Genomic DNA, 25,026 nt, shown 5'->3' with positions numbered 1-25,026 from the left:
CGTCGTCATCGCACCCGGTCCCCGGAAAACACTGCAGTTACCCCTTCAGAGCTATCAGCATCCGGCGCTGACGGCAAGCACCCGGCCGCTCTCACGGCACACTCAGGGCGGCGACAGTTCGCCCGTGCGGGAATGGGTGCCGCGAGTTGCGCCGAATTACCCTCGCGGCACTGGCCGCAGGGCACTTTTCGGCAACTTGCGAGGCGCCGTATCGGCCTGTACACACGCGCGTGTCCCGCGAGTTGCGCCAAATCACCCTTTCGGATGCCCGGAAGGAGCGCTTAGCGGCACGTCGACGGAGGGCCTTCGGCACGGCTGGGAGTGGTTCGCGCGGCGCGGCGCTCAGGCGAGGCTCTGGGTAGCGTAGCGCTCGAGGACCTCCCCGATGCGGCCCTTACAGCCGCCGCAGCCGGTGCCTGCCGGGTGGAGGTTCCCACGCAGGCGACGGTGTTGTTGCCGGCCTCTGCCGTGGCCGTGATCGCCGCCACCGTCACCCCGTTGCACCAGCACACGGTCGACTCCGGCGCGAAGGCGTCGGCCGCGCTCGCCGGGTCGTAGTCGGGGCCGTCGAACCGCAGCAGCACCGACCGATCGGCGGCAGTTCGCTGCCGCGCTCAAACAGCAGCGTGAGCTCGGCTCCGGTGCGGGGCATACCCACGCACACGAAGCCGGTGAGGATGCCGCCGCGGGTGACCATCTTCACGTAGCGGCCGTGCTCGGGGTCGGCCCACTGTGCCACGGCGAGCGGTGCGGGGTCACCGGACGCGCAGCCGTGAGACTGAGCGTCGGCATCGGCCAGTGCCACGTCGAACGGGTCGGCCGTGGTGTCGCCCGCCGCGACCACGTCGATGCCCTCGGCTTTGAGCATCACGACGGAGGCGCCGGGCTCGGCCACGAGGACCGGCGCCACGTCCAGCGGCGAAGACTCGACCGCCGCCGGGCTGAGCCCAGCAGCGGCGCGTGCGGTGATCTCGGCTGTGAACCGGGCCGCGAGGCGGTCGGCCTGCCGCCAGCCCGGTCCGATCAGGCCGGACGGTCCGCCGGCCGGCGCCATCCGGGCACCGGTCCAGGCGGCACCGAGATCGGCATCGGCGGGGCGGGCGGCCACGTGCGCGCAGTCCCCGATGGCGTGGATGGACGCATCCGCCCAGCTCTGCAGCGACTCATCGACCAGCACACCCGTCGACACGGGCAGCCCGGCCAGGTGGGAGAGTTCGGTGCGAGCACCCACACCGCAGGAGAGCAGCAGCAGGTCGCCGCTGATCTGCTTGCCGTCGGCGCAGATGAGGGCCTCGAACCGTTCGTCGCCGTGCTCGTCGTGGTGGAACAGCACACTTTCCGCGCGGGCGTGGTTGACCATGGCGACACCGGCGTGCCGGGCGGCGCGGGTGAGCACCGAGCCTCCACCACGGTCGAGGTTGCGGTTCATCGGGATCTCGCCGTGATAGACCACGCAGACCTGGGCTCCGGCCGCCGCCGCGGCGAGCGCGATCTCCATGCCGAGTACCCCGGCGCCGAGAACCACGATGCGCTGCCCGGCCCGCACCGCGCCCAGCACGGTGGCGGCGTCGGCGAGGTCGCGGAGCGCGCTGACCCCGCGCGGCAGCGGGGCGTCTTGGGTATCGAGAGTGGCGGCATCCGGGCCGGGCTTCATCAGGCCGCGTCGCACCCTTTTCACGCCGTCGAGGGTGGGCACATTGGCGCGGGCGCCGGTGGCGAGCACCAGCCGGTCGTAGGGCAGGGTGCTGCCGTCGCCGAGCGACACCGTGCGGATGCTGCGGTTCACGGAGGTGACGCTGGTGCCGGTACGGATCGTGGCGCCGGCGGCTCGGGCCCGGCCGCCGTCGGTGAGGTCGAGGGTGTCGCGGTCGGCGCGGCCCACGGCGAAGTCGGCCAGCAGCACCCGGTTGTAGGCGTGCTCCTGCTCGGCGCCGACCACGGTGAGCTCGGCCAAGCCGGCCTCGACCAGCGGCAGGATCTCGTCGACGAAACGGGCGCCGACCGGGCCGTAACCGACCACGACGACGCGCTCGGGGCCGCCGGGGAGGCCTGCGGAACCGGGCCGGCCGGCAGAAATATCGTCAGGCACGCGCCATCACCCTCTCGTTGTCGGTGACCGCGGGTCGGGCTGGTCGATCGCCCGCACCCGCACGGCGGTTCGTTTGAACTCGGGCATGCCCGAGATGGGGTCGGTGGCTCCGGCTGTCAGCAGATTGGCGCGCTGGTCGGCGGGGAAGTGGAACGGCAGGAACACGGTGTCTGGGCGGATGTCCGCGCTCAGCTGGGCGCGGCAGCGAACGATGCCTCGTTCGTTGGCCAGCTCCACCCAGGCGCCGTCAGCCACGCCCAAGCCGGCGGCCGTCGCCGGGTGCACCTGCATCCGGGCCTCCGGCTGGGCGTCGGCAAGCTCGGGCACCCGGCGGGTCTGGGCGCCGGACTGGTAGTGCTCAAGCAGCCGGCCGGTGATGAGCGTGAGTGCCCCGTGCGCCTGGGCCGGCCCGATCACGGGTCGGGCCCTGACGGCCACGATGCGCGCGCGGCCATCGTCGTGCGCGAACCGGTCGAGGAAGAGCCGCGGCGTTCCCGCGGAACCGACCGGGTAGGGCCAGTAGGCCGGCTCCCCGCATCCAGCAGCGCGTAGTCGAGCCCGGAGTAGTCGGCGGTACCGCCCTCCGACGCCCGGCAGAGTTCGTCGAAGACCTCGCCGGGGATGGCGCTGTACACCCCGGGTGCGTTCAGGCGCCGGGCCAGCTCCTGGAAGATCCACAGTTCGCTGCGCACGCCGGGGGGAGGATCGATGGCGCGTCGGCGGCGCAGCACCCGGCCCTCGAGCGAGGTCATGGTGCCCTCTTCCTCGGCCCACTGGGTGACCGGCAGCACCACATCGGCCAGCGCGGCGGTCTCGGAGAAAAAGAAGTCGCAGACCACCAGGAAGTCCAGGTTCTTCAGGCCCCGCAGCACACTGTCGGCATCGGGCGCGGAGACCACGACGTTGGCGCCGTGCACAAGCAGGGTGCGGATGCCGCCCGGCCGGCCGAGCGCGCCCAGCAGCTCGACGGCGGGGATGCCGGCGCCGGGAATGCTGTGCGGTTCGACACCCCAGACGCCGGCGACGTGCGCGCGGGCGGCCGGATCGGTGATCTTGCGGTAGCCGGGCAGCTGGTCGCACTTCTGGCCGTGCTCCCGGCCGCCCTGCCCGTTGCCCTGGCCGGTGAGGGTGCCGTAGCCGGAGTGGGTCGTGCCGACGAGGCCGAGCACGAGCGCGAGGTTGATGGCGGCGGTGGCGGTGTCGGTGCCGTCGACGTGCTGCTCCACCCCTCGCCCGGTGAGGATGTAGGTGCCCCGGCCGGCGGCCAGCCGCCGGGCCAGGTCGCGCAGCTGGCCGACCGGAACCCCGGTGTGTTCCTGCACCCGTTGGGGATACCAGCCGGCCACGCTGTAGCGCAGCTGGTCGAAGCCTGTGGTGCGCCGGGCGAGGTAGTCGGTGTCGGCGAGGCGTTCGGCCAGAACCAGGTGGGTGAGGCCGAGCAGCAGCACCAGGTCGGTGCCCGGTGCCGGCTGCAGGTGCATTCCGGCACCATCGTCGGTGAGGCGGGCAGTGGCCGTGCGGCGCGGGTCGACCACGAGGAGGCCGCCGGCCTGCCGGGCGCCGTCGAGGTGGCCGATGAACGGCGGCATGGTCTGGGCCACGTTGGAGCCGAGCATCAGGATGGTATCGGCCTCATCGAGGTCCTCCACCCGGAATGGCAGGCCCCGGTCGAGCCCGAAGGCCCGGTTGCCGGCGGCCGCAGCGCTCGACATGCAGAACCGGCCGTTGTAGTCGATGCGGGAGGAGCCGAGCGCCAGCCGGGTGAACTTGCCCAGCTGGTAGGCCTTCTCATTGGTCAGCCCGCCGCCGCCGAACACACCCACGGAGTCGGCGCCGTGCTCGGCACGGCCGGTGCGGAGCCTGTCGGCGATCAGGTCGAGCGCGTCCGTCCAGGTGACCGGGGCGAAGCTGCCGTCGGCCGCGCGCTGCATGGGTTCCCGGATGCGCTCGGCCGAGCCGAGTAGTTCGCCCGCGGTCCAGCCCTTCTTGCAGAGGCCGCCCCGGTTGGTGGGGAAGGCCCGGCCGCTGATGGAGACCGGGAGGCGGATCGCATCCGCGGGGCGGGCGGGCGTCGCGGCGGCGGCGGGCGTGAGCGTCATCGCGCACTGCAGGGCGCAGTACGGGCAGTGCGTGTCGACGGAGTTCACGGTGAGGCCTTTCGGGAAACCCGCTGATCGAGCCTGTCGAGATCCGGTGAGCGACACACACGTCGGGTCACCAGGTTCACTTCGACAAGCTCAGCACAAGTCGACAGGCTCGACCAGCGGTTGGCTGGAAGCGAGACTGGTTAGATGCGGTGGCCGGCCACGGAGGACCCGCGGCGGAGGTAGACGAACGCGGTGACGGCCATCATCACCACATAGGCGCCGGCGAAGGCGAAGATCGCGCTGGAGTAGTCGCCCGTGGAGGTCTTCGAGAAGCCGAGCACCTGCGGGATGATGAACCCGCCGTACGCGCCGATCGCGGAGATGAGGCCGAGGGCCGCAGCGGTCTTCCGTTGTGTGTTGACGTCGCCGGAGTTCTTGTGGGCGTCCGCGACGCCGCTCTTGGCGGCGAAGACGCTGGGGATCATGCGGTAGGTGGAGCCGTTGCCAACGCCGGTGGCCACGAAGATCAGCAGGAAGGTGACCAGGAACAGCCAGAAGTTGCCGAGCGGCAGCACCACGTTCACCAGAACGGCGCCGACTGCCATCACCGCGAAGGCACCGACAGTGACCAAGGCGCCGCCGAAGCGGTCGGCCAGGCGGCCGCCGAACGGCCGGGCCAGCGAACCGGTGAGAGCCCCGAGGAAGGCGAGCGACAGCGACGCCGACACCACGTGGAAGCTGGAGAACTCGGGGAACTGGTCGGCGATGAGCTTGGGGAACACGCTGGCGAAGCCGATGAACGAGCCGAAGGTGCCGATGTAGAGGAACGCGAGGATCCAGAGGTGAGGTTCCTTGACGGCGGCGATGGAACCGGCGAAGTCGGCCTTGGCGCTGGAGAGGTTGTCCATGTATTTCCAGGCGCCGAACATGGCCAGAAGGATGAACGGCACCCAGAAGAACCCGGCCAACGGCAGGTTGAGTGTGCCGAGGGCGCCGAGGGTGATCACGATGGGAACCACTAGCTGGGCCACGGCGGCGCCGAGGTTGCCGCCGGCGGCGTTGAGGCCGAGCGCCCAGCCCTTCTGGCTCTGCGGGTAGAAGTAGGTGATGTTCGACATCGAACTGGCGAAGTTGCCGCCGCCGAGCCCGGCGAGCGCGGCGATGAGCAGCATCACCGGGAATGGCGTCTCGGGGTTCCACACCGCGAAGCCCAGCGCGATTGACGGGATGAGCAACAGGCCCGCGGAGATGATGGTCCAGTTACGGCCGCCGAACTTGGGCACCAGGAACGTGTACGGGAAGCGCAGGGTGGCGCCGACCAGGCTGGGGATCGAGATGAGCCAGAAGATCTGGCCGGTGTCGAAGGTGAAGCCGGCGTTCGGCAGTTGCACCACCACGATGCTCCAGAGCTGCCAGATCACGAAGCCGAGGAACTCGGCGAAGATCGACCACGTGAGGTTGCGCGAGGCGATGGCCTTGCCGCCGCCCGCCCACTGCTGGGGGTCCTCGGCGTTCCAATTGTCGATCCAGCGGCCCGGGCGGTGCACCAAGTCGGCGGAGGGGCCGGTGGGGTGGTCGCGGAGACCGGGGCGGGTGGGGCGCTCGTCGTCGGGGTCATCAGTTTCTCCTCAAGAATGTGGTGCCGGGAGTGCTGCGGGGGCTTCTGTCTTCGACGTTACGCAGCCGGTGTTTCCGCGGAACGCTGGCCTAGTTACCTTCTGGTCACCGTGTTGTCACCCGCGGCGAGCGCCACTGATAGGCCGCTGTTACATGTCGGACACATGAGCGCGGATGGTCCTCCCTACGGGCCATCCGCTGGCGCAACCACACCGGCGGTCGAGCTTGAATCCGCTGGTCGAGCTTGTCGAGCTGTGGGGGCGCTTCGCGCCCGGGTGGTCGGCGGAAGCGCACTTCCTTAGGAGACCCAGCGAGTGGGCGCGACCCACAGACCGGGTCGCCGCGACTGGTCAGGGGCGGGGGCTAAACGACCAGGGCAGTCCGGCGAGCGCCTGCTCCAGCCGGGCGGTGGACGCATAGAGGTCCAGCACCACGTCGACGAGCTGCCGCGGCGGCTCCTCACCGTCGACGAGCAGGGGGCGGCTCACGACATCCGCACCGCAGTTCTCGGCCAGGCCGGCGAAGTAGCCGGGCGCGATCAAGTAGGTGGCCACCACGACCCGCCCCGGTGAGCCGGCGCGGGCGGTGAGCACGGCGTCGGCTAACCGGGGTTGGGCGGCGGAGATGAACCCGACCGTGACGGGTCGACCCAGCTCCGTGGCCAGCTGGCCGGCCGTGCTGTGGCAGTCGGCGACGGCGTTGGCATCGGTGGAACCGGCCGCGGCGAGCACGACGGTGTCGTCGGGGAGCAGACCGATCTCCTTCAGCCGGTCGGCGAGGATGCGGGCGAGTCGGGGGTCGGGGCCGAGGGCACCGGTGACCCGCACCGGCTGGCTCGCCTCGGCGGCAGCCTCGGCCAGGTCCACGCGCACGTGATAGCCGGCCGACAGTAGCAACGGCACGATCACGACCGACCGGCCGGCGGTCTCGGCGGCGATGCCGGTGAGGCAGGTCGGCACATCCGGGCTCTGCACATCGACGTACCCGCCCAGCACGGTGAGTTCCGGTGCCGCGGCGGCCACCGCGGCGACGAGGGCCAGCACCGCGCGCTGCCCGGCGGGATCGCTGGTGCCGTGCGACGTCGCCAGCAGCGCCGGCGCCGCGCCGGAGGGGACGGCGCCGACCGGAGCCGTGCCGATCGGGGCCGTGCGGATCGGAGCCGTCCGCATCGGGACGCCGATCACGCGGCCGCGAACTGGGCGTTGATGCTCTCGGCCTGCTGCCGCGACCCCACCTGGTCGCGCACCAAGATCTGCACGGTGCCGTGGTCGACGCGCACCGGGAAGGTGCGCAGCGCGTATTCGGCCGCCGTGAAGCACTCGCCGGTCTCCAGGTCGTAGACCTGCTTGTGCAGCGGTGAGGCCAAGGTCGGGCGGGCGCCGCGGGAGCCCACGATACCGCGGCTCATCACGAACGAGCCTGTCGCCGGGTCCTGGTTGGACACCGCGAAGAGGCTACCGTCGGGCAGCAGCACCAGTGCCACCTGCACGCCGTCGATGAGTGCGGCCTCGGCCCACAGCGGCTCGAGCCGCTCGAGGGCGCAGACGCTGGTCCACTCCAGCGTACGGCCGGCGGAGTCGTGCGAGTCGGTGGGTGTGTGCACGGGATCCTCCAGTGGTCGAGCGAGCAGTGGTCGAGCGAGAGCGGGTGGGCGGGAACGGGGTGGAATCGGTTCCTGGTGTCAACGGTAGGCAGCCCGCGTGTCGGTCATCGTGCGAGGCCGTGACGATCGCGTAACGAAGACCTCTCAGCGCTCCCGCACTGACGTGAGGCGCCCGTCACACTCCGTTACGTCGGGGACACGGTAGAGAAATCGCCGACTTTTAGGCTGACGAAACAGCTCACGACTCGGAAAGGCCATTCGATGGACAACGTCACTCCCGCCCCGGATTTCTCCGGCACGCCCCGACGCGTCCTGGTGATCGGCGGCGGCCCCGCCGCCCACCGGTTCACCGAGGCCATGGCCGCCCGCGCCACGTCCCGCGTCCCGGCGGCCGGCAGCGTCGGCCACACCATCACGGTGTTCGGCGAGGAGCCGCACCTCCCCTACGACCGGGTGGCCCTGTCCCGCCGGCTGGTCGACTCCGAGGACCTCACCCTGGGCGACACCGCCCTGTGGACCTCCGACACGATCAGCTACCGCGGCGGCAGCACGGTCACCGGGCTCGACACCAGCGAGAAGGCCATCACGCTGGCCGACGGCGAACGGCTGCCCTACGACGACCTGGTCTTCGCCACCGGCTCCGCCGCCACCGTGCCGCCCATCCCCGGCGCCGAGGCCGGCCACGTTTACCGCACCCTCGAAGACGTCGACTTCCTCGTGGCCGAGGTCGCCCGACTGCGCCAACGCCTGGGCCGACCCGCCAACGTCGTCGTCGTCGGCGGCGGACTGCTCGGCCTGGAGGCCGCCGGCGGCCTCGCCCGGCTCGGCGCCGCATCCACTCTCGTACACTCGGGCGACTGGCTGATGAGCGCCCAGCTCGACGAGGGCGCCGGCCAGGCCCTCGGCCGGCTGATCGGCGCGCAGGGCATCACGCTGGCGCTGGGCACCCGGCCCACCGAGATCCTCTGCTCCCCCACCGGCCGGGTGCTCGGCGTCGCCCTCACCAACGGCACCCAACTGCACGCCGACCTCGTGGTCTTCTCCATCGGGATCACGCCGCGCGACGAACTCGCGCGGGCCGCCGGCCTCGAACTGGGCCCGCGCGGCGGCATCGCCATCGGCGACGACTGCCGCACCTCGGCCGCCGATGTCTGGGCGATCGGCGAGGTCGCCAGCATCGACGGTGTCTGCGTGGGCCTGGTCGCCCCGGCCAACGCCATGGCCGAGGTCGCCGCCGACCGGCTGCACGGCGGTGAGGCGCTCTTCCCCGGCATCGACGACGCCACCAAGCTCAAGCTCTCCGGCGTGGAGGTCGCCAGCTTCGGTGATGCCCTCGGCCGCACCGAGCACTGCCTCGAGGTGGTCTACGCCGACCCCGCCCGCGGTCTGTACCAGAAGATCGTGGTCACGGGGGATGCCAAGATTCTGCTCGGCGGTATCTTCGTCGGTGACGCGTCACCGTACACCTCGCTCCGTCCGTTGCTCGGCCGCGAGCTGCCCGCGGAACCCGGCGCCTACCTCTCCGCCGCGGGCGCGGAACCGCCGGCCAACAGCGACCTGCCCGACGACGTGCAGCTCTGCTCGTGCAACAACGTGTCGGTCGGCGCCGTGCGTGAGGCCGTCCGCGGCGACCACGGGGAGGCGTGCACCGAGCTCGGCCCGCTCAAGGCCTGCACCCGCGCCGGCACCCAGTGCGGCTCCTGCGTTCCGCTGGTGAAGAAGATCCTCGAGACCGAGCTGAAAAAGGCCGGCATCGAAGTCTCCCAGGCCCTCTGCGAGCACATCGCATTCAGCCGCAGCGAACTGTTCGAGAGCGTGCGCATCCTGCAGCTCACCTCGTTCGACGACATCATGGAGCGTTTCGGCCGCGGCCTCGGTTGCGACATCTGCAAGCCGGTCATCGCGTCGATCCTGGCGTCGCAGACCAACGGCTACGTGCTGGATGCCGGCCGCGGCGGCCTGCAGGACACCAACGACCGCGCCCTGGCCAACATGCAGAAGGACGGAACCTACTCGGTCGTGCCGCGCATCCCGGGCGGGGAGATCACCCCGGCCAAGCTCAAGGTGATCGCCGAGGTCGCCGAGCAGTACAACCTCTACACGAAGATCACCGGCGGCCAGCGCATCGACATGTTCGGCGCCCGGCTCGAGCAACTGCCCGAGATCTGGACGATCCTCGTCGACGCGGGTTTCGAGTCCGGGCAGGCCTACGGCAAGAGCCTACGCACCGTGAAGAGCTGCGTTGGCAGCACCTGGTGCCGCTTCGGCGTGCAGGACGCCGTATCCATGGCCATCCAGCTCGAACTGCGCTACCGGGGGCTGCGGTCGCCGCATAAGTTCAAGCTCGGAGTCTCCGGCTGCGCCCGCGAGTGTGCAGAGGCCCGCGGTAAGGACGTGGGCATCATCGCCACCGATCAGGGCTGGAACCTGTACGTGGGCGGCAACGGCGGCTTCCAGCCTGCGCACGCGCAACTGCTCGCCCAGGACCTCGACGACGACACCCTGATCGCCTACATCGACCGGTACCTGATGTACTACATCCGCACCGGCGACCGGCTACAGCGCACCGCGCGCTGGCAGGAGGAACTGCCCGGCGGACTCGACCACGTGCGTGATGTCGTCGTGAACGACAGCCTGGGCCTGGCCGCCGAACTCGAACTGGCCATGTCCGCGCACGTGGGCAGCTACGAGGACGAGTGGGCGGCCACACTCAAAGACCCGGAGCGGCTGCGCCGGTTCCGCTCCTTCGTGAACGCCCCGACCACCCCCGATCCGGCCATCGTGCAGGTGCTCGAGCGTGGCCAGCCGCGGCCGGCCTGGCCGGCGGAACGCGACGCGGCCGCGGCCCCGCTTGACGGCCCCGGTTCGCCCCGGAGCGAAGCCCGCCCGGCCGGGTACGTCGGCGTCAGCGTCAACGAACCGTCGGACGACGACGCCCCCACCACCGGGCCGGTCATGCTGTCCGGCCCGCGGATCCCGCTCCGCCCGTCGGGTGACGCCCCGCGTCACGCACATTCCGCCTCGGCGACAGAACAAGGAGAATAGGCCCATGCCGCACAGGTCCCTGGACATCAGCCTCGACGTGACGGGCCGCCGCGTGCTCGTCATCGGCGGCAGCCGGCCCGCGCGTCGGGTGATCGCACGGTACCGGGCCGCCGGCGCGGTGGTCCACCTCGCCGCCGACACTTACGAGGTGCCCAACCCGCTCGTCCGCGCGGTGACCTGGCCGCAGTCTGCCGCCAACTGGCGCGACCTGGTGGGGGCCGTCGACCTCGTCGTTGCCGTCGATGTGCCCGCCCCGGCCGAACCACTCCTCGCTGCCGCATGCGCCGAGCGCGCGGTGTGGCTCACCCGGGAGACTGCCGCGCCGGTGGCCCGCACGGGCCACGTCACCCTCGTCGGCGGCGGGCCGGGCGATGACGAGCTGCTCACCGTCGCCGCCCGCCGGGCGCTTGCCGGCGCCGACATCGTCTACTACGACCGGCTCGGCCCGCACGAATCGCTCGATGACTGGGCGCCCGGCGCGGAACAAGTGAACGTGGGCAAGCACCCCGGCCACCACGCGGTGCCCCAGGTCGAGATCGAACGGATGCTCGTGGCCAGCGCCCACTCCGGCCTCACGGTGGTGCGTCTCAAGGGCGGCGACCCGTTCGTGTTCGGCCGCGGCGGCGAGGAGATGGCCGCCTGCCGCGCCGCCGGCGTGCCCGTGACCGTGATCTCCGGGGTCACCAGCGCCATCGCCGTGCCGGCGCTCGCGGGCATCCCGGTCACGCACCGGGAGGTGTCCCGTCTGTTCACGGTGCTCAGCGGCCACGTGCCGCTCAGCGAAGAAGAACTTGCCCACCTGGTGGGCCTGGGGGGCACCATCGTGGTGCTCATGGGTGTGGGAACCCTGCCGCACCTGGCCAGCGGACTGGCCCGCCACGGCATGGCGGCCGACATGCCCGTCGCCATCATCGAGCGCGGCTTCTCGGACCGGCAGCGCACCACGGTGGCCGACATCGACAGCGTCGTGCGGGTGGCCGGGGAAGTCGGCGCCCGCTCCCCCGCCGTCCTCGTGATCGGCGAGGTCGTGCGGCTGGCCGGCTGCGATGACGCGGCGGCCGTTGCGGTGCTCGCAAACGCCGCTACACTCTCAGGCCAGAGGTAACGAAAAGCCCCCAGAACCATCGGAGACACAAGTTAACGACATCGGAACAGAAGCAGGCCTGCCCGGCTTCCGCCCGGACCAGCTCGACGGGTTCCGCATCGGCGTCACCTCCGACCGCCGCAGCGAAGACCTGATCGCCGCGTTCGAGAGGCGCGGCGCTGACGTGCTGCACGCCCCCGCCATCCGCATCGCAGCCGCTGCCGACGATTCGCGCATCACCGCGGACACCGCGGCGATCATCGCCGGCCGTCCCGACATCCTGCTGGCGACCACGTCGTACGGCGTGCGGCGCTGGTTCGAGGCGGCGGATGCGGCTGGTATCGGCCACGACCTCACCGAAACCCTCGAGCACAGCCGCATCCTCGTGCGCGGACCCAAGGCACGCGGGGCGATCCGGGCTGCCAACCTGGACGACTCGGGCATGAGCGCCGAGGAGACCACCCGGTCCCTGGTGGACAAGGTCCTTGCCGAAGGCGCGACCGGACTCACCGTGGCGGTGCAGCTGCACGGGTTCACCGACGAGTCCCAGATCGAGAGGCTCCGCGAAGCCGGCGCCACGGTGCTCACTGTGGCCCCGTACCGGTGGCTACTGCCGGAGGATTCCAGCCGGGTGCAGAAGCTCATCGACGCTGTCTGCACGGGCTCGCTGGATGCCGTGACCTTCACCAGCGCCCCCGCCGTCGAGGCCCTGTTCGGTGCCGCAGATGGCGCGGGCCGCCTCGAGGCGCTGCAGGAGGCCCTGCGCGGACCGGTGGTCGCCGCCGCGGTCGGGCACGTCACGGCGGCTCCCTTGGTGGCGGCCGGCATCACGCCGATTGTGCCGGAGCGGTTCCGGATGGGGGCGCTGATCAAGCTCGTCTGCGATTACCTCGAGGACGAACGCGTGCTGCGCCTGCAGAGCAGGCACGGCCTGGTCGAGCTCCGCGGCCGGCGGGTCTCCGTCGCCGGCGCATCCGCCCTGCTGGCGCCGACCTCACTCACCCTGCTGCGCGCCCTGCTCGCCGCCGGCGGGTCGGTGCTCTCCCGTGCCGATCTCACGGCCGCCCTGCCGGAGATCCAGGACGACCATGCCGTCGACGTCGCAATCAGCCGACTGCGCCAGGCGCTGCCGGTGCCCACCCTGGTCGCCACCGTGATCAAGCGGGGATACCGCATCGACGTCTAGCTCTCCCCGGAAGCCGGCCAGACCAGCGCGAGTTGCCGAGGAAGCACCTTACGCTGGCTAAGAGGGCGCTTCGCGGCAGGTCGGCGGCGCCTGAATGCGACGGATGCGCCGCTGCGGGGCTAGGCGAGGCGGGCGGCGACCTCGTCGAGGACCGACTCCGAGCCGGCGTAAATGCCCTCTGACCGAGGCCAGTGGCTGATCACGTCGGTGAAGCCGAGCTCGGCGGCGCGACCGACGGCATCGTCGAACGCGCCGACGCTCTGTAGCGAGTACGAGCCGCCGCTGTCCAACGAGAGGAACCGATCCACCGTCGTCGCGTCGCGCCCAGCCGAGGCGAGAGTGTCATCGAGCCGGTGCACCAGAGCGCCGACCGCGCTCCACCACTCCTCGCCGGTCGCACCGTCGGCGCCCGTGGTGACCCAGCCGGCGCCGTGCTCGGCCACGAGCCTGAGCCCCTTCGGCCCGTTCGCCGCGATCACGAACGGCAGCCGCGGGGTCTGCGTCGGGCGACCCACCATGCGGGCATCGACCGCCGTGTACCACTCGCCGGTGAAGCTGATGCCGCCGGCGCCCGGCTCCTCGTGGCGCAGCAGAACATCGAGATCGCTCACGAACTCGGCGAAACGCTCGTGCCGTTGCCGTGGCGTGTACGCCTCCTGGCCGAGGACGAAGGCATCAAAACCGGTTCCGCCCGACCCCACGCCCAGGGTGAGCCGTCCGCCGGAGATCGCGTCGACGGTGGCGAGTTCCTTGGCGAACGGCACCGGGTGCCGAAAATTAGGCGACGCCACAAAGGTGCCGAGGCGGATGCGTTCCGTCACGGCCGCCGCGGCCGTGAGGGTGGGGATCGTGGCGTGCCACGGTTGGTCGGCGAGGCTGCGCCAGGACAGGTGGTCGTAGGTCCAGGCGTGCTGGAACCCGTACTCTTCGGCGCCCTGCCACCGGCGGCGAGCCTCCGGCCAGTCGTACTGGGGCAGGATGACGATTCCGTGGCGCATACCCGCAGTCTACAAAGGGGCCCTGACACCGGCGCCGTCCGCATCCGCCCACCCCGCGCCGTGCCGGGCGGACGGTGCTATGAATGGTGCGTTCGCGGTACAACCACACGCCATATCTCGGCCGGCAGGCGGCCGTTTTCGGATTGCAAAGGAGCACCCGATGGTTTCCACACTGACCCCGGACCGGTTCGCCGGCCAGACCGCCATCGTCACCGGAGCCGGCTCCGGGATCGGCAAGGCCACGGCCGTGCGCCTCGCGCACGAGGGTGCCCGGGTGATCGCCGGCGACGTCGTTCCCTCGCGACTCCAGGAGCTCATCGACCAGTACCCAGACCTCGACATCGTCACGGTCGACGGCGACATCAGCCACGAGGACACGGCCACCCGCCTGGTCGACGCGGCGAACGGGCGCATCGACGTCGTGGCGAACGTCGCAGGCATCATGGACGGCTTCCTGCCCGTCGGCGAAGTCGACGACGCCACCTGGGATCGCGTGTTCGGCATCAACGTCACCGGGATCATGCGGCTGATCCGGGCGGCCTTGCCTGTCATGGTCGCGGGCGGCGGTGGGTCGATCGTCAACGTCTCGTCGGAGGCCGGCCTACGGGGAGGCGCCGCCGGAGCGGCCTACACGGCGTCCAAGCATGCCGTGATCGGCCTCACTCGCAACACCTCGGTGATGTATTCGGCACAAGGCGTCCGGTGCAACGCCGTGGCGCCGGGCGGCGTGCAGACCAATATCGAGGCACCGATGCTCTCGGCCCTGGCCGGCACGGTGCTCGGTCCTGTCTTCCAGCATGTGCTGCCTCCGGTGGCCACTGCTGAACAGCTCGCCGCGGCCATCACCTGGCTCGCGAGCACCGATTCGGCCAATGTGACCGGCATCGTGTTGACCTCTGACGGCGGCTGGGCGGCGATGTGACCATCCCCTCGCGCCGACTGATGCGGATGTCGGTCCGTGCTGCCAGACTCTCCGCATGACAGGCACAGACCACACTCAGAGCCCCGTCCCGTTCGTCCAACCGGTGCGCTGCGGCATCGTTCCGCCGTACATTCTCGCCCGGCTGGCCGAGGCCGAGGACCCGCGCTTCTCCGCCGCGTCCGAAGCGGCGAAGCGGTCGCTCGGGCTGGACGCCCCGCTCCGGGGCCTGCGCGCGACAGAACGCCGCACCGCCGCCCTGCCCAGACCGTCGGCCAGGGCCGTTCCCGGTGTCACCCACCGCACCATCAGCGATGCGCTGCACCTGCAGACACTGCCCGGCCGGGTGGTGCGCACCGAGGGTCAGCCGCCCGTCGCCGATGTGGCGGTCAACGAGGCCTTCGCCGGCCTCGGTGACACCCACGACCTGTTCTGGCGGCGGTACCAACGCGATTCCATCGACGGCCGCGGCCTGCCGCTCGACGCCACGGTGCACTACGGACGCGAATACGACAACGCGTTCTGGGATGGCGAGCGCATGGTGTTCGGCGACGGTGACGGTGAGGTTTTCAACCGGTTCACCATCTCTCTGAGCGTGATCGCGCACGAGCTCACCCACGGTGTCACCCAGTTCAGCGCGAACCTGGCCTACCAGGGCCAGTCCGGCGCCCTCAACGAGTCGGTCTCCGATGTGTTCGGCGTCCTGGTCGAGCAGTTCGCCACCGGTCAGGATGCCGCGTCGGCGAGTTGGCTGATCGGCGCGGGCCTGTTCACGGAGCAGGTGCAGGGCCAGGCGCTCCGCTCGATGAAGGCGCCGGGCACGGCGTACGACGACGATGTCCTGGGCGCCGACCCGCAGCCGGCATCGATGTCGGGCTACGTGGAGACCGAGGAGGACTACGGCGGGGTGCACCTGAACTCCGGCATCCCCAACCGAGCCTTCTACCTGGTGGCCGAGGCGCTCGGCGGCAAAGCCTGGGAGGCCCCGGGCCAGATCTGGTACGACACCCTCACCGGGTCCGGCCTGACCTCCACGATCGACTTCGCCGGGTTCGCCCGCGCCACGGCCACGGCGGCCTCCGCCCGTTACGGCGAGGGATCGGTCGAACACGACGCCGTGCTGGCCGGATGGGACGGCGTGGGCGTCACGCTCGGTCCGCTGCGAGCCGCCTCCTGAGCCGGCATCGAGCGGCCACCGTCCGCGGCGCCGCTGGGAAGGCTCTCCCGATCGGCTCGATATCCCCTGCCAAGGCGTTCCCGGACGTACCATAGGGCCATGAAGGTCGTCGTCTCACGCAGTGGGGGCATCGCCGGGCTCCGGGTCACCTGGGACGTGCAGGTCGACGAACAGCCGGATGCGGCGGCCTGGATGCAGTTCCTCGACACCCTGCCGTGGGACGAAACCGAGGGCACCGCCCCCGAGCCCGACCGCTACGTCTACCGCATCCGCTGCGCACCACACGAGGTCGTGCTCGCCGAACCCCAGGTGCAGGGCGCCTGGAAGGACCTGGTGGACCGCGTTCGAGCCGTCAGCGACCACTGAGCGTCGCAGCACCATCGGCATCCCGGCGGGTCAGTCGCGGGGGAACAGCCGAGCGGATCACGGACCCGCCCGGGTCGACGTCAGAACTCCGTAACATATCGCCAGCTATCGCCGGCGAACGCGCTGATAAAGTCACCTGAACGGGGGGGTGCTGACTTCCCGCGTTCCTAGGGGGCCCTCATGGCTGCGTCACCATCACCTCGCTCATCCGTTTCTGAGATCGACGCCGGCGTCTCCTCGGCACCGGCCCGCCAGCACCCCGGCTGACCGGGCACCGTCCTCCGCCGGGGCCTCACCATCGCCTTCGGCCTGGTGCTCGCCGCGACCGCGATCCTCGGCACCACCCCGGCACCCGCGTCCGCGGAACCCGTGCCCGGCTCGGTCACCCAGTGCAACGGCATCCAAAATGTCGGCGGTCAGGGTATCGAGTGCGATGTCACGGTGACCAACACACTGGACGTGTCAACCGGCGTCTCGAGCTCGACCATCGTCGTGCGCACCTGCATCGGCGCCGCGAACGACGCCGTCCTGTGCACGGTGCTCCCCACGAGCTTCCCCACCGCCACGACGGTGGTCGACCAGTGCAACGGCTCCGGCAACGGCGGTGGCGGCACCGTGGTCTGCCGGGTCACGGTGGTCAACAACATCATCGGCGACACGACGCTGGCGACCGCCACGGTCAACCAGTGCGGCGACAGCGCCGGCGACGGCGGTGGCGACCCGGCCCTCAACTGCGCCCCCGTGCAGCTGACCACCAGCGCCACCATCACCCAGTGCAACTCCTCGGGACGCGGCGGCGGAACGCCCGGCCGTGTGACGTGCACCGTGGCCCCGTCCACCGCCAGCACGGCCCTGCCGGTCTCGATCAACCAGTGCATCGGTTCGGCCAACGGCGGCGGCGCGTTCGTCACCTGCTCTGCCTCGCTGACCCACACTGTGTACCCGGCGGGCACGGTTGTTCCCCCGGTCGGCACACCTACCCCCACGCCGACGCCGACACCCGGCCCGACCACCCCGCCGGCCACCACACCCCCCGGCACGACGCCGCCGGGAACCACGCCTCCGGCCACCACACCGCCGGCGACCACCACACCGCCCACCAGTACGCCCCCCACGCCCACCCCGACCAGCCCGGTGAGCCCGCTGCTGCCGGTTCCCCCGGGCGGCGGCACGGGCAACGGCGGTGAACTGGCCGCCACCGGCACGGATGCCGTGCCGGTCTTCCTGGTTGCCGGTGGAGCCCTGCTGATCGGCGGCATCCTGCTCGCGATCATGCTGCTCGGCCGCCGTTCAGACCGGTCCGACGGCCGTAACACCCTCGCAGAGCGCCCCACGCCCCTCGGCTAGGGCAACACGCCGCGGTCCACTCGGCGGCACTCGCCGAGTGGACCGCAAAGTGGGACTATGAAGCATGGACAACAACGACCTTGATCCGGTTCAGGTTCTCAGCGACGACGAGTGCTGGGAGCTGCTGCTCTCCTCGAGCTTCGGCCGGCTCGCGGCGGCCGTCGCCGACGACATCGAGATCTTTCCGCTCAACTTCGTCGCGGCCGATCAGCGTCTGCTGTTCCGCACCGCGGAGGGCACCAAGTTGCTCGCCCTCACCGTGAATAACAAGGTGGTCCTGGAGACCGACGCGATCGGCCGATCGGATGCCTGGAGCGTCGTGGTGAAGGGCATCGCCCGGGTGCTCGACACCCAGGCCGAGATCGACGCCGCGAACGCGTTGCCGCTGCACCCTCTGGTGCCCACCCTCAAATACATCTGGGTGGAGGTCACGCCCACCGAGGTCACCGGACGCCGCTTCGCGCTGGAGCCCGAGCCCGAGCGCTACTGACCGACTCTCCTGCCCGGCCGGCTGGGCCAGCCCCCGCGCCGGCTCAGTCGCCCGAGTCGCCGGGCTCGTCGGCCACGGCCGGGGTGGCCTGTTCTGCGCCCGACAGCCCGATGAGCATGAGCACCGCGTCGCCGTAGGCATCCGCCGGCGTTGGCGCCTCGAACACCTCGTCGGCGCCGCGCACGTGCACGCTGACCCGGTAGCGTTCGTCGTCGAGCCGGTGCAGGGAACGGAAGGTCCCGCGCAGCAGGGAACGAAGCTGATCTTCGCGGGGCAGCCAGAGCGCATCCTCGAGAGCGAGGGAATCGAGCGCCCACTCAGTGGTGCCGTTGAAGCCCAGGATGGTTCCGGTGTCGAATTCGTGGGCCTCGATGGTCATCTCGCTGACCGTGAAGACCTCGGAGTCGAAGCCGGGCCGCTCGATGCGGAAGGAGTCGCCGGATGCCGGGTGCCAGCGCAGCCCTGCCTGCTGCAAGGCCCGGGCGCAGTCGATTGTGATCATGACCCATTATCGGCGCGCGGCACCGTGGAACGCGAGCGTCTGAGCCGGTACTCACACCGGTCAGCCAGCTCCGTCAGAATGGCAGGTCATGGCGGTATCCGCGCAGACGGTGCACGTGGACGGGCATCGCGTCGGGGTGCCCCGGAGCGCCGTCGGCATTCTCCGGGGCCACCACTGACGAATCAAGCAGGTGCGTGTGGAAAGGTCTTAGCTCACGCCGAGCAGGTCGATCACGAAGATCAGGGTCTTGCCGGAGAGGCGGTGACCGGAGCCGGCGGGGCCGTAGGCCAGGTGCGCAGGAACGGTGAGCTTGCGCCGGCCGCCGACCTTCATGCCGGGGATCCCCTGCTGCCAGCCGGCGATGAGGGAACCGAGCGGGAAGTTGATCGACTGGCCCCGGTTCCAGGAGGAGTCGAATTCTTCGCCGGTGTCGTACTCGACACCGAGGTAGTGCACGTCGACGGTCGCGCCGGGGGCGGCCTCGGCGCCGTCACCGACGACGATGTCAACGATGTCGAGCTGTTCGGGCGCGGGGCCCTCCGGGAAGTCGAGTTCGGGCTTGGAGTTCAGATCAGTCATGAGTCCATCCAATCGGATTCCGGGCCCAGACGCACACCGAGAAATTCCCCCTTGCGCGAACGCGATGTCGGGGCGCATGCTTATCCCATAGAAACTCGTCGCACCGGGAGAGTTGTCGGCAGTGCCACACCACCGGGCGGCGAGTTTTCTCGTTCCCGCCGTCGGCCGCCAGGTCAGCCGATCACCTCGGCACGGTCCCGCATCAGCAGGCCGAGAAGCCGGGCTTCCTCGGCGGTGTCGGTGTCGGGTCGCTGGCGCGTGGCCGGCGCGGCGGGCCGCCGAGACGGATGCGTCTCGGCGCTCACCAGGCGCTGGCGCACCGAGGCCAGCCGGGCTGCATCCACGATGAAGCGGTTCATCGCGAGACGGCGGGCCTGCGGCTGCGCGGCCGCCCAGGCGCGCGCCTGCCGACGGCCCCGCGGGGTGGCCAGCATCTCCACCTCAGCCGCGGTGAACCACCCGACCGCGGCATAGTCCCCGAGCCGCCGGAGGGTGAGCCGTTCCTCCTGGCGGCGCAGCATGGCCACCACCAGGATCGCGCCGATGAACAGCGGAACCTGCACCAGGAAGTAGTAGCCCACCAGGGAGGCATCGTCGGTGAGGAAGTAGAACGCGCCGTTCCAGATCGCGTGCAGCAGCACGGCCGCGGCAAGGCCGAGGAAGACCAGGGCCAGATAACGCGACCCACTCGCCCGGCGGGCGGCGAACCCGATGGCCAGTCCCGTGCACGCCGTGAAGAGCACATGAGCGAACGGGGAGATCACCCCGCGCAGCAGGAACGTGACGCCCAGGTCGGTCAGGCCGCCGTCGAGCATCGCCACACCGAAGTACTGGATATTCTCCGAGAAGGCGAATCCGGCGGCGATCATGGCCGCGTAGACGACCCCGTCGATGGGCCCGTTGAACTGCCCCCTGATCACCCAGAACAGCAGCAGGATGCCGAAGCCCTTCGCGGCTTCCTCCACGAGCGGGGCCTGGATGACGGCCGCAACGAAGTCACCTTCCGGCCGGGCCACCCCGCTGGTGGCGACCACGATCTGCACGCCGAGATCGAACACCAGCGCCGTCACGATGGACACACCGGCTCCCCAGAGGAACGCGAACCACAGCGCCGGCCGCGGCTCCGGCTCCCAGCGGTCGATCCAGCGCACAGCCAGGATCACCAGGGTGAGCGGGACCAGAGCGAGCACCAGGCAGACCAGCAGGGCGCCGGGGCCCAGGAAGGTGGAGAGGTAGACCATTACCAGTATCAGGGCAAGGGCGGCCAGGACGATGCCGATGGTCGCCCACACGATCGTGCTGACGTTGGTGCGGCGCACCGGGGAACTCCAGACCGCGCTCTGGATGGGCGCGCTCTGGGCGGGCACGGGATTCTGGGCGGGCACGGGGCTCTGAGCGGGCACCGGGAAGGGCTGCCCGGCCGGGTCGAGGGTCATGACGCCAGCTTACGATGACCGGTGCACTCCTGCCGGGGATCCGGCCGGGCTTCCAGCCGAGACGCCGGACCGTCACGGTGGTGTCCGATTCCCGCTACCGTGCGCGCCGGGACACTGCCAGTCTGGAGGGGTGACCGAACCCACCTTCATCCCCGGACAGCACGGCGACGACCCCGTGTTCGCCGAACGGTACCGCGCCATGTCGTCGCGGGATGCCCGCTTCGACGGCCAGTTCATCACCGGAGTGCACTCCACGGGCATTTACTGCCGACCGAGCTGTCCGGCCATGACGCCCAAGCCGGGCAATGTCTCGTTCTACCTCACCGCCGCGGCCGCCCATGAGGCGGGACTGCGCGCGTGCAAGCGCTGCCTTCCCGACGCCGTTCCCGGTTCTCCGGAGTGGAACGTCCGCGACGACCTTGCCGCCCGGGCCATGCGGCTGATCGGCGACGGCACAGTGGAACGGGAGGGCGTGCCCGGGCTGGCCGGCCGGCTCGGCTACACCCCACGCCACCTCACCCGGGTGCTCGTGGCCGAGGTGGGCGCGGGGCCGCTCGCCCTGGCCCGCGCCCACCGAGCCCAGACCGCCCGGGTGCTGCTCACGAGCACGCACCTGCCCATCACCGATGTGGCGTTCGCGGCGGGCTTCGGCAGCATCCGCCAGTTCAACGAGACCATCGCCGCCGTCTATGAACGCACCCCGTCGGCCCTGCGAGCCGGCGCGCGGTCGTCCGGCGGGCGGGCCGGCTCCGGTTCCAGCACGGCAAGCGCCAACGCCCGCGTCGGCGGCACGGCCACCGCCGGAGCCGACGAGCGGGTCGGCGAGAGGGCGGGCAGAGCGACCGGCCAGACGGACGCCGGCTCCCGGATCAGTCTGCTGCTGCCCGCCCGCGCCCCCTTCGACGGACAGGGCCTGTTGGACTTCCTGGGCGTGCGCGCCGTGGCCGGGGTCGAGCGCCGCACGGCGGACGGGTACGAGCGCACCCTGCGCCTCCCGCACGGCTGGGCGACCCTGCAGCTCGCACTGGCCGGCACCGTCGACTCTCCCGCCATCTCCTGCACGGCCCGGTTGAGCAGCCTCGCCGACCTCGCACCCTTGGTGAGCCGGGTGCGCCGGCTCTTCGACCTCGACGCGGATGCCCAGGCCATCGACCGAGCCCTGGCCACCGATCCGGCCCTGACCGGGACGGTGCGCCGCACGCCGGGCATCCGGGTGCCGGGCAGCCTCGACGCCGACGAGACGCTGTTCCGGGCTCTGCTCGGCCAGCAGGTATCGGTGGCGTCGGCTCGCACGGCGCTCGGCCGGCTCACCGCGGCACTCGGCGACCCGCTGCCGGGCGGCGGCGAGCCGGCAGATCCCGCACCCGGCGGCACCGCCCCCGACAGCACGGCAGCCGACGGCGCGGCCCGTGAGCACCCGGCGCCCGTCGATCCCACCCTTGCTCCGGCCCTGCTGTTCCCCACCGCAGACCGCATCGCGGAGCACGGCCGCGAGGTGCTGCGCGGACCGGCCGCCCGGATCGATACGATCGTGCACGTCGCCGAGGCGCTGGCCTCCGGAGAGCTCAGACTCGACGTCGGCGAGAGCCGCAACGACCTCCAAGCCCGGCTAATAGCCCTTCCCGGCATCGGACCGTGGACGGCCGGATACGTGGCCATGCGGGTGCTCGGCAGCCCCGACATCCTGCTCACGAGCGATCTCGCACTGCGTCAGGGCGCCGAGCGGCTCGGCCTGCCCGCCCGGGCCGGCGACCTGGCCGGCCACGGCGGTCGCTGGGCGCCGTGGCGCAGCTACGCGGGCATGCACCTGTGGCGTGCGGCTGGGGCGGTGCCGCGACCGGCCGGTTCCCCGGGTCCCAGCGAGATGGGCGCGGCCCCGTTACGCTGAGAAAGTGAAGTTTGCGCACCTCAGAGTCGAAGGCCAGTCCATTCCCCGTCTCGCCATCGTGGTGGAAGACGAGGCGCTCTTCCTCGACGAGGTGATCGACGACGCCCCGCGCGATCTGCAAGACCTGATCGAAAAGGGCGCACCCGAATTCGACCGGGTGCGTGCCCTCACCGCTCACGCGCTGCAGCACGGCGCCAGCCTCACCCCGGTCGACGACTTGCGGCATTCCTCCGCCGTTCTGCGCCCGCCGCAGATCATCGCGATCGGCGCCAACTACGCCGCGCACTCCTCCGAGCTCAAGCTGCGTAGCGAGACCGCGGCCACCGTGTTCTCGCTCTGGCCGAACTCTCTCACCGGCCACGAGGCCGTCATCTCCTGGCCAGCGGACCTCACCAGCCAGGTCGACTACGAGGCCGAGCTTGGCGTCATCATCGGCCGTCCGGCCCGCAACGTCTCGGTGCGCGACGCGCTGGACTATGTCTTCGGGTACACCGTCGTCAACGACATCACGGCCCGCGACCTGCAGTTCTCCGAGGCGCAATGGTCCAGGTGCAAGTCCTTCGACGGTTTCACCCCCACCGGCCCGCTCGTCGTCACGGCCGATGAGATCGCCGACCCGCAGAATCTCTGGCTGACCACCCACGTCGACGGGCGCATCCTGCAGGACGCGTCGAGCGGAGATATGGTGCGCACCGTGGCCGAGATCATCGCGTACCTGTCCCTCACGTCCACGCTGCTGCCCGGCACCCTCATCTCCACCGGCAGCCCCGGCGGTGCCGGCTACAGCCGCAAGCCGCAGGTATTCCTCAAGGACGGGTCGACGGTCACGGTCTCCATCGACCGCATCGGGCTGCTCACAACTCACTGCCGTGAAATCTGACCGGGCTGAGGGCGCGGAAGCGATCACGATCTCCGTCGTCATCCCCGTCTACAACGACGCCGAATTCCTGCGCACCTGCCTCCGAGCCCTGAGCCAGCAGCGCCGACAGGCCGACGAGATCATCGTGGTGGACAATGCCAGCACGGATGCCACGGCCACGATCGCCCACTCCTACGGCGTGCGCGTGGTCACCGAACCGTTGCGGGGCATCTGGCCGGCAACCTCGGCGGGATACGACGCGGCCATCGGCGACGTGATCGCTCGGCTTGACTCCGACTCCGTGCCTCCGGTGGACTGGCTCGAGCGGATCGAGGCCACCTTCTCCCGGCAACCGGCGACCGCCGTGTACACGGGGCCCGGCGAGTTCTACGGCTGTGGCCCGGTGACGGCCTGGCTCGGCGATCACGTCTATATCGGCGGCTACTTCATCTGGATGGGCCTGTGGCTCGGTCACTACCCCCTGTTCGGGTCGAACTTCGCGATGCGTCGCGAGGTCTGGGCCACCAACCGTGGCAGGGTCCGGCGCCGCAGCAACGATGTCCACGACGATCTCGACTTCAGCATGCATCTCGGACCCGACGACACGGTCACCCTGGATCGAACCCTGCGGGTGGCTATCTCATCCCGCCCGTTCGAAACCGCCGGCGGCCTCGGCCGCCGGGTGACGTGGGCCGGGCGCACCCTCTTCTCCGGCTGGCCGGAGTACTCGCCCTGGCACATCCGTCGGCGCGCAGCGGATAGCCGCGCACGCGCTCACCGACGTGGTCACGAAGCCCGCGCGTAGAGGGTGAGCATGTGCTGGGCCAGCTGGTTCGGTGTGGTCTCGCAGGGGCTGTGTCCCGCCGGGTAGACGCGTAGCTCCGCGCCGATGCGCCGGGCGAAGCGGCGGTGCAGGCGCAATCTCCACAGGTCGCGGTTGCCGACGGCGATGAGCGTGGGCACCGCACTGCCGGCCAGTTCCCGGCGCACGTCCGGGGTGTGCTTCATCAGGCGGATGATCGCGTCCAGGCTCGCTCGGCTGGTGTAGCGGAACCGCATCCGGGCGAGGGCGAGGCGGCCCGGACTGGTGTGGTTGCGGTTGGTGACGATCCCCCAGACCATGAGGGAGGCGATGGTGTGCGGCGGCACCAGGCTGCTCACCGGACCGAGCCATCGCACCCCGCGGAAGGTCTGGCCGGGGTCCGGCGGGGTGGTGAGCAGCACCAGCGAGGCGAACAGGTCGGGCCGGCGGGCCAGGGTGAGCTCGGCGACGAGCCCGGCGAAGGAATAGCCGAGCACGTGCACGGGTGTGCGGCCCGACTCCAGGACGGCGATGAGGTCGTCGACGAAGAGCCCGTAGTCGTAGGCCCCGCCTGGCACCGGGCCCGCCGTGGCCGACTCGTACTGGCCGGCCAGGTCGAAGCTCTCCACCCGGTACCCGGCGCCGGCCAGGAGCGGGGCTAGCAGCAGGAAATCCTCCTTCGACCCGGTGGCTCCCGGCACGAGGACCACCCGCGGATCGCCCGGTCGGCCCAGCGCCGTCGCGGCCAGGCGCCCGCTGGGTGCGGAGAAACTGTACCGTTCGGCGCCCGGCGGCAGGACCCTCCAGTCCAGGTCCGGCAGGGCGGCGTCCAGCGCCGCGAGCCCATCACGATGGATCGGCTCGTGCCGGCGGTTGTTCGGCCTCACACGCAAGGACACGGCACCAGAGTAACCCCGAGTGGCGCCCTGTGCCCCTGCGTGTTGGTACTGCC

Annotated in this window: 20 protein-coding genes and 1 pseudogene; 11 read left to right on the top strand and 10 right to left on the bottom strand. The window is 70.8% G+C overall.

The genetic code is table 11. The features are described from left to right. Positions 1 to 490 precede the first annotated feature (490 nt). The 5 genes and pseudogenes from KY500_RS03245 to nirD all read right to left on the bottom strand — a co-directional run bounded on the left by KY500_RS03245 (position 491) and on the right by nirD (position 7,396). Entirely contained in the window at positions 491 to 2,089 is a 1,599-nt protein-coding gene (locus tag KY500_RS03245; RefSeq protein ID WP_370626870.1) for an NAD(P)/FAD-dependent oxidoreductase, read from the bottom strand. A gap of 6 nt (positions 2,090 to 2,095) precedes the next feature. Continuing rightward, positions 2,096 to 4,188 (bottom strand): annotated as a pseudogene (locus KY500_RS03240) (molybdopterin oxidoreductase family protein). 188 nt (positions 4,189 to 4,376) lie between these two features. Further along, positions 4,377 to 5,726, bottom strand: a complete 1,350-nt coding sequence (locus KY500_RS03235; RefSeq protein WP_219902311.1) for an MFS transporter — start codon at positions 5,724 to 5,726, stop codon at positions 4,377 to 4,379. A gap of 417 nt (positions 5,727 to 6,143) precedes the next feature. Next, positions 6,144 to 6,962: a sirohydrochlorin chelatase gene (locus KY500_RS03230; protein WP_219902310.1), complete on the bottom strand. Its 819-nt coding sequence runs from the start codon at positions 6,960 to 6,962 to the stop codon at positions 6,144 to 6,146. Between the two features lie 11 nt (positions 6,963 to 6,973). Further along, complete coding sequence (gene nirD / locus KY500_RS03225) at positions 6,974 to 7,396, bottom strand: nitrite reductase small subunit NirD (RefSeq protein WP_219902309.1); 423 nt, start codon at positions 7,394 to 7,396, stop codon at positions 6,974 to 6,976. A 261-nt stretch (positions 7,397 to 7,657) separates the two neighbouring features. Here nirD and nirB point away from each other — a divergent pair, with 261 nt between their 5' ends. From nirB to KY500_RS03210, 3 genes are read left to right on the top strand one after another with little or no spacing between them, the layout of a single operon-like run. Beyond that, entirely contained in the window at positions 7,658 to 10,441 is a 2,784-nt protein-coding gene (gene nirB / locus KY500_RS03220) for a nitrite reductase large subunit NirB (protein ID WP_219902308.1), read from the top strand. A 4-nt stretch (positions 10,442 to 10,445) separates the two neighbouring features. Then, positions 10,446 to 11,546, top strand: coding sequence for a uroporphyrinogen-III C-methyltransferase (cobA, locus tag KY500_RS03215; protein ID WP_370626869.1), 1,101 nt, complete (start codon positions 10,446 to 10,448; stop codon positions 11,544 to 11,546). Beyond that, complete coding sequence (locus tag KY500_RS03210; protein ID WP_219902307.1) at positions 11,488 to 12,711, top strand: uroporphyrinogen-III synthase; 1,224 nt, start codon at positions 11,488 to 11,490, stop codon at positions 12,709 to 12,711. Before cobA ends, KY500_RS03210 begins: the two co-directional genes overlap by 59 nt. A 119-nt stretch (positions 12,712 to 12,830) precedes the next feature. Here the strand turns inward: KY500_RS03210 and KY500_RS03205 are convergent, their stop codons facing one another. Then, positions 12,831 to 13,709 carry an LLM class flavin-dependent oxidoreductase gene (locus KY500_RS03205; protein ID WP_219902306.1) on the bottom strand — a complete coding sequence of 293 codons (879 nt, stop codon included), beginning with the start codon at positions 13,707 to 13,709 and terminating at the stop codon, positions 12,831 to 12,833. Positions 13,710 to 13,869: 160 nt separating this feature from the next. Here KY500_RS03205 and KY500_RS03200 point away from each other — a divergent pair, with 160 nt between their 5' ends. The 5 genes from KY500_RS03200 to KY500_RS03180 all read left to right on the top strand — a co-directional run bounded on the left by KY500_RS03200 (position 13,870) and on the right by KY500_RS03180 (position 18,008). Then, the gene (locus tag KY500_RS03200) at positions 13,870 to 14,631 is read left to right on the top strand and encodes an SDR family NAD(P)-dependent oxidoreductase (protein ID WP_219902305.1); all 762 of its coding nucleotides are present in this window, start codon (positions 13,870 to 13,872) and stop codon (positions 14,629 to 14,631) included. Positions 14,632 to 14,686: 55 nt separating this feature from the next. Continuing rightward, positions 14,687 to 15,805, top strand: a complete 1,119-nt coding sequence (locus KY500_RS03195; protein ID WP_219902304.1) for a M4 family metallopeptidase — start codon at positions 14,687 to 14,689, stop codon at positions 15,803 to 15,805. A 99-nt stretch (positions 15,806 to 15,904) separates the two neighbouring features. Beyond that, positions 15,905 to 16,171, top strand: a complete 267-nt coding sequence (locus tag KY500_RS03190; RefSeq protein ID WP_219902303.1) for a protealysin inhibitor emfourin — start codon at positions 15,905 to 15,907, stop codon at positions 16,169 to 16,171. A gap of 312 nt (positions 16,172 to 16,483) precedes the next feature. Next, the gene (locus KY500_RS03185; RefSeq protein ID WP_219902302.1) at positions 16,484 to 17,518 is read left to right on the top strand and encodes a hypothetical protein; all 1,035 of its coding nucleotides are present in this window, start codon (positions 16,484 to 16,486) and stop codon (positions 17,516 to 17,518) included. Positions 17,519 to 17,582: 64 nt separating this feature from the next. Further along, entirely contained in the window at positions 17,583 to 18,008 is a 426-nt protein-coding gene (locus tag KY500_RS03180; protein WP_219902301.1) for a pyridoxamine 5'-phosphate oxidase family protein, read from the top strand. Between the two features lie 43 nt (positions 18,009 to 18,051). Here the strand turns inward: KY500_RS03180 and KY500_RS03175 are convergent, their stop codons facing one another. The 3 genes from KY500_RS03175 to KY500_RS03165 form a co-directional block, all read right to left on the bottom strand. After that, positions 18,052 to 18,510 carry a hypothetical protein gene (locus KY500_RS03175; RefSeq protein WP_219902300.1) on the bottom strand — a complete coding sequence of 153 codons (459 nt, stop codon included), beginning with the start codon at positions 18,508 to 18,510 and terminating at the stop codon, positions 18,052 to 18,054. A 207-nt stretch (positions 18,511 to 18,717) separates the two neighbouring features. Further along, the gene (locus KY500_RS03170; RefSeq protein WP_066594231.1) at positions 18,718 to 19,089 is read right to left on the bottom strand and encodes an FKBP-type peptidyl-prolyl cis-trans isomerase; all 372 of its coding nucleotides are present in this window, start codon (positions 19,087 to 19,089) and stop codon (positions 18,718 to 18,720) included. 173 nt (positions 19,090 to 19,262) lie between these two features. Beyond that, the gene (locus KY500_RS03165; RefSeq protein WP_219902299.1) at positions 19,263 to 20,525 is read right to left on the bottom strand and encodes a PrsW family intramembrane metalloprotease; all 1,263 of its coding nucleotides are present in this window, start codon (positions 20,523 to 20,525) and stop codon (positions 19,263 to 19,265) included. A gap of 130 nt (positions 20,526 to 20,655) precedes the next feature. Between KY500_RS03165 and KY500_RS03160 the strand changes: the two genes are divergently transcribed. Genes KY500_RS03160 through KY500_RS03150 form a run of 3 tightly spaced genes read left to right on the top strand, consistent with a single transcriptional unit; the run spans position 20,656 to position 24,077 of the window. Next, positions 20,656 to 22,413, top strand: a complete 1,758-nt coding sequence (locus KY500_RS03160) for a DNA-3-methyladenine glycosylase 2 family protein (protein ID WP_304505691.1) — start codon at positions 20,656 to 20,658, stop codon at positions 22,411 to 22,413. Between the two features lie 4 nt (positions 22,414 to 22,417). Beyond that, positions 22,418 to 23,293 carry a fumarylacetoacetate hydrolase family protein gene (locus KY500_RS03155; RefSeq protein ID WP_219902298.1) on the top strand — a complete coding sequence of 292 codons (876 nt, stop codon included), beginning with the start codon at positions 22,418 to 22,420 and terminating at the stop codon, positions 23,291 to 23,293. Further along, entirely contained in the window at positions 23,283 to 24,077 is a 795-nt protein-coding gene (locus KY500_RS03150; RefSeq protein WP_255579768.1) for a glycosyltransferase family A protein, read from the top strand. Before KY500_RS03155 ends, KY500_RS03150 begins: the two co-directional genes overlap by 11 nt. On the opposite strand, the gene KY500_RS03145 is transcribed toward KY500_RS03150, so the two are convergent. Then, complete coding sequence (locus KY500_RS03145; RefSeq protein ID WP_255579767.1) at positions 24,059 to 24,973, bottom strand: alpha/beta fold hydrolase; 915 nt, start codon at positions 24,971 to 24,973, stop codon at positions 24,059 to 24,061. The two genes, KY500_RS03150 and KY500_RS03145, sit on opposite strands and share 19 nt — an antisense overlap. Positions 24,974 to 25,026 lie beyond the last annotated feature (53 nt).

Source organism: Cryobacterium sp. PAMC25264, assembly GCF_019443325.1.
GTDB lineage: Bacteria > Actinomycetota > Actinomycetes > Actinomycetales > Microbacteriaceae > Cryobacterium.
This window is presented reverse-complemented; position numbering and strand designations above follow the sequence as displayed.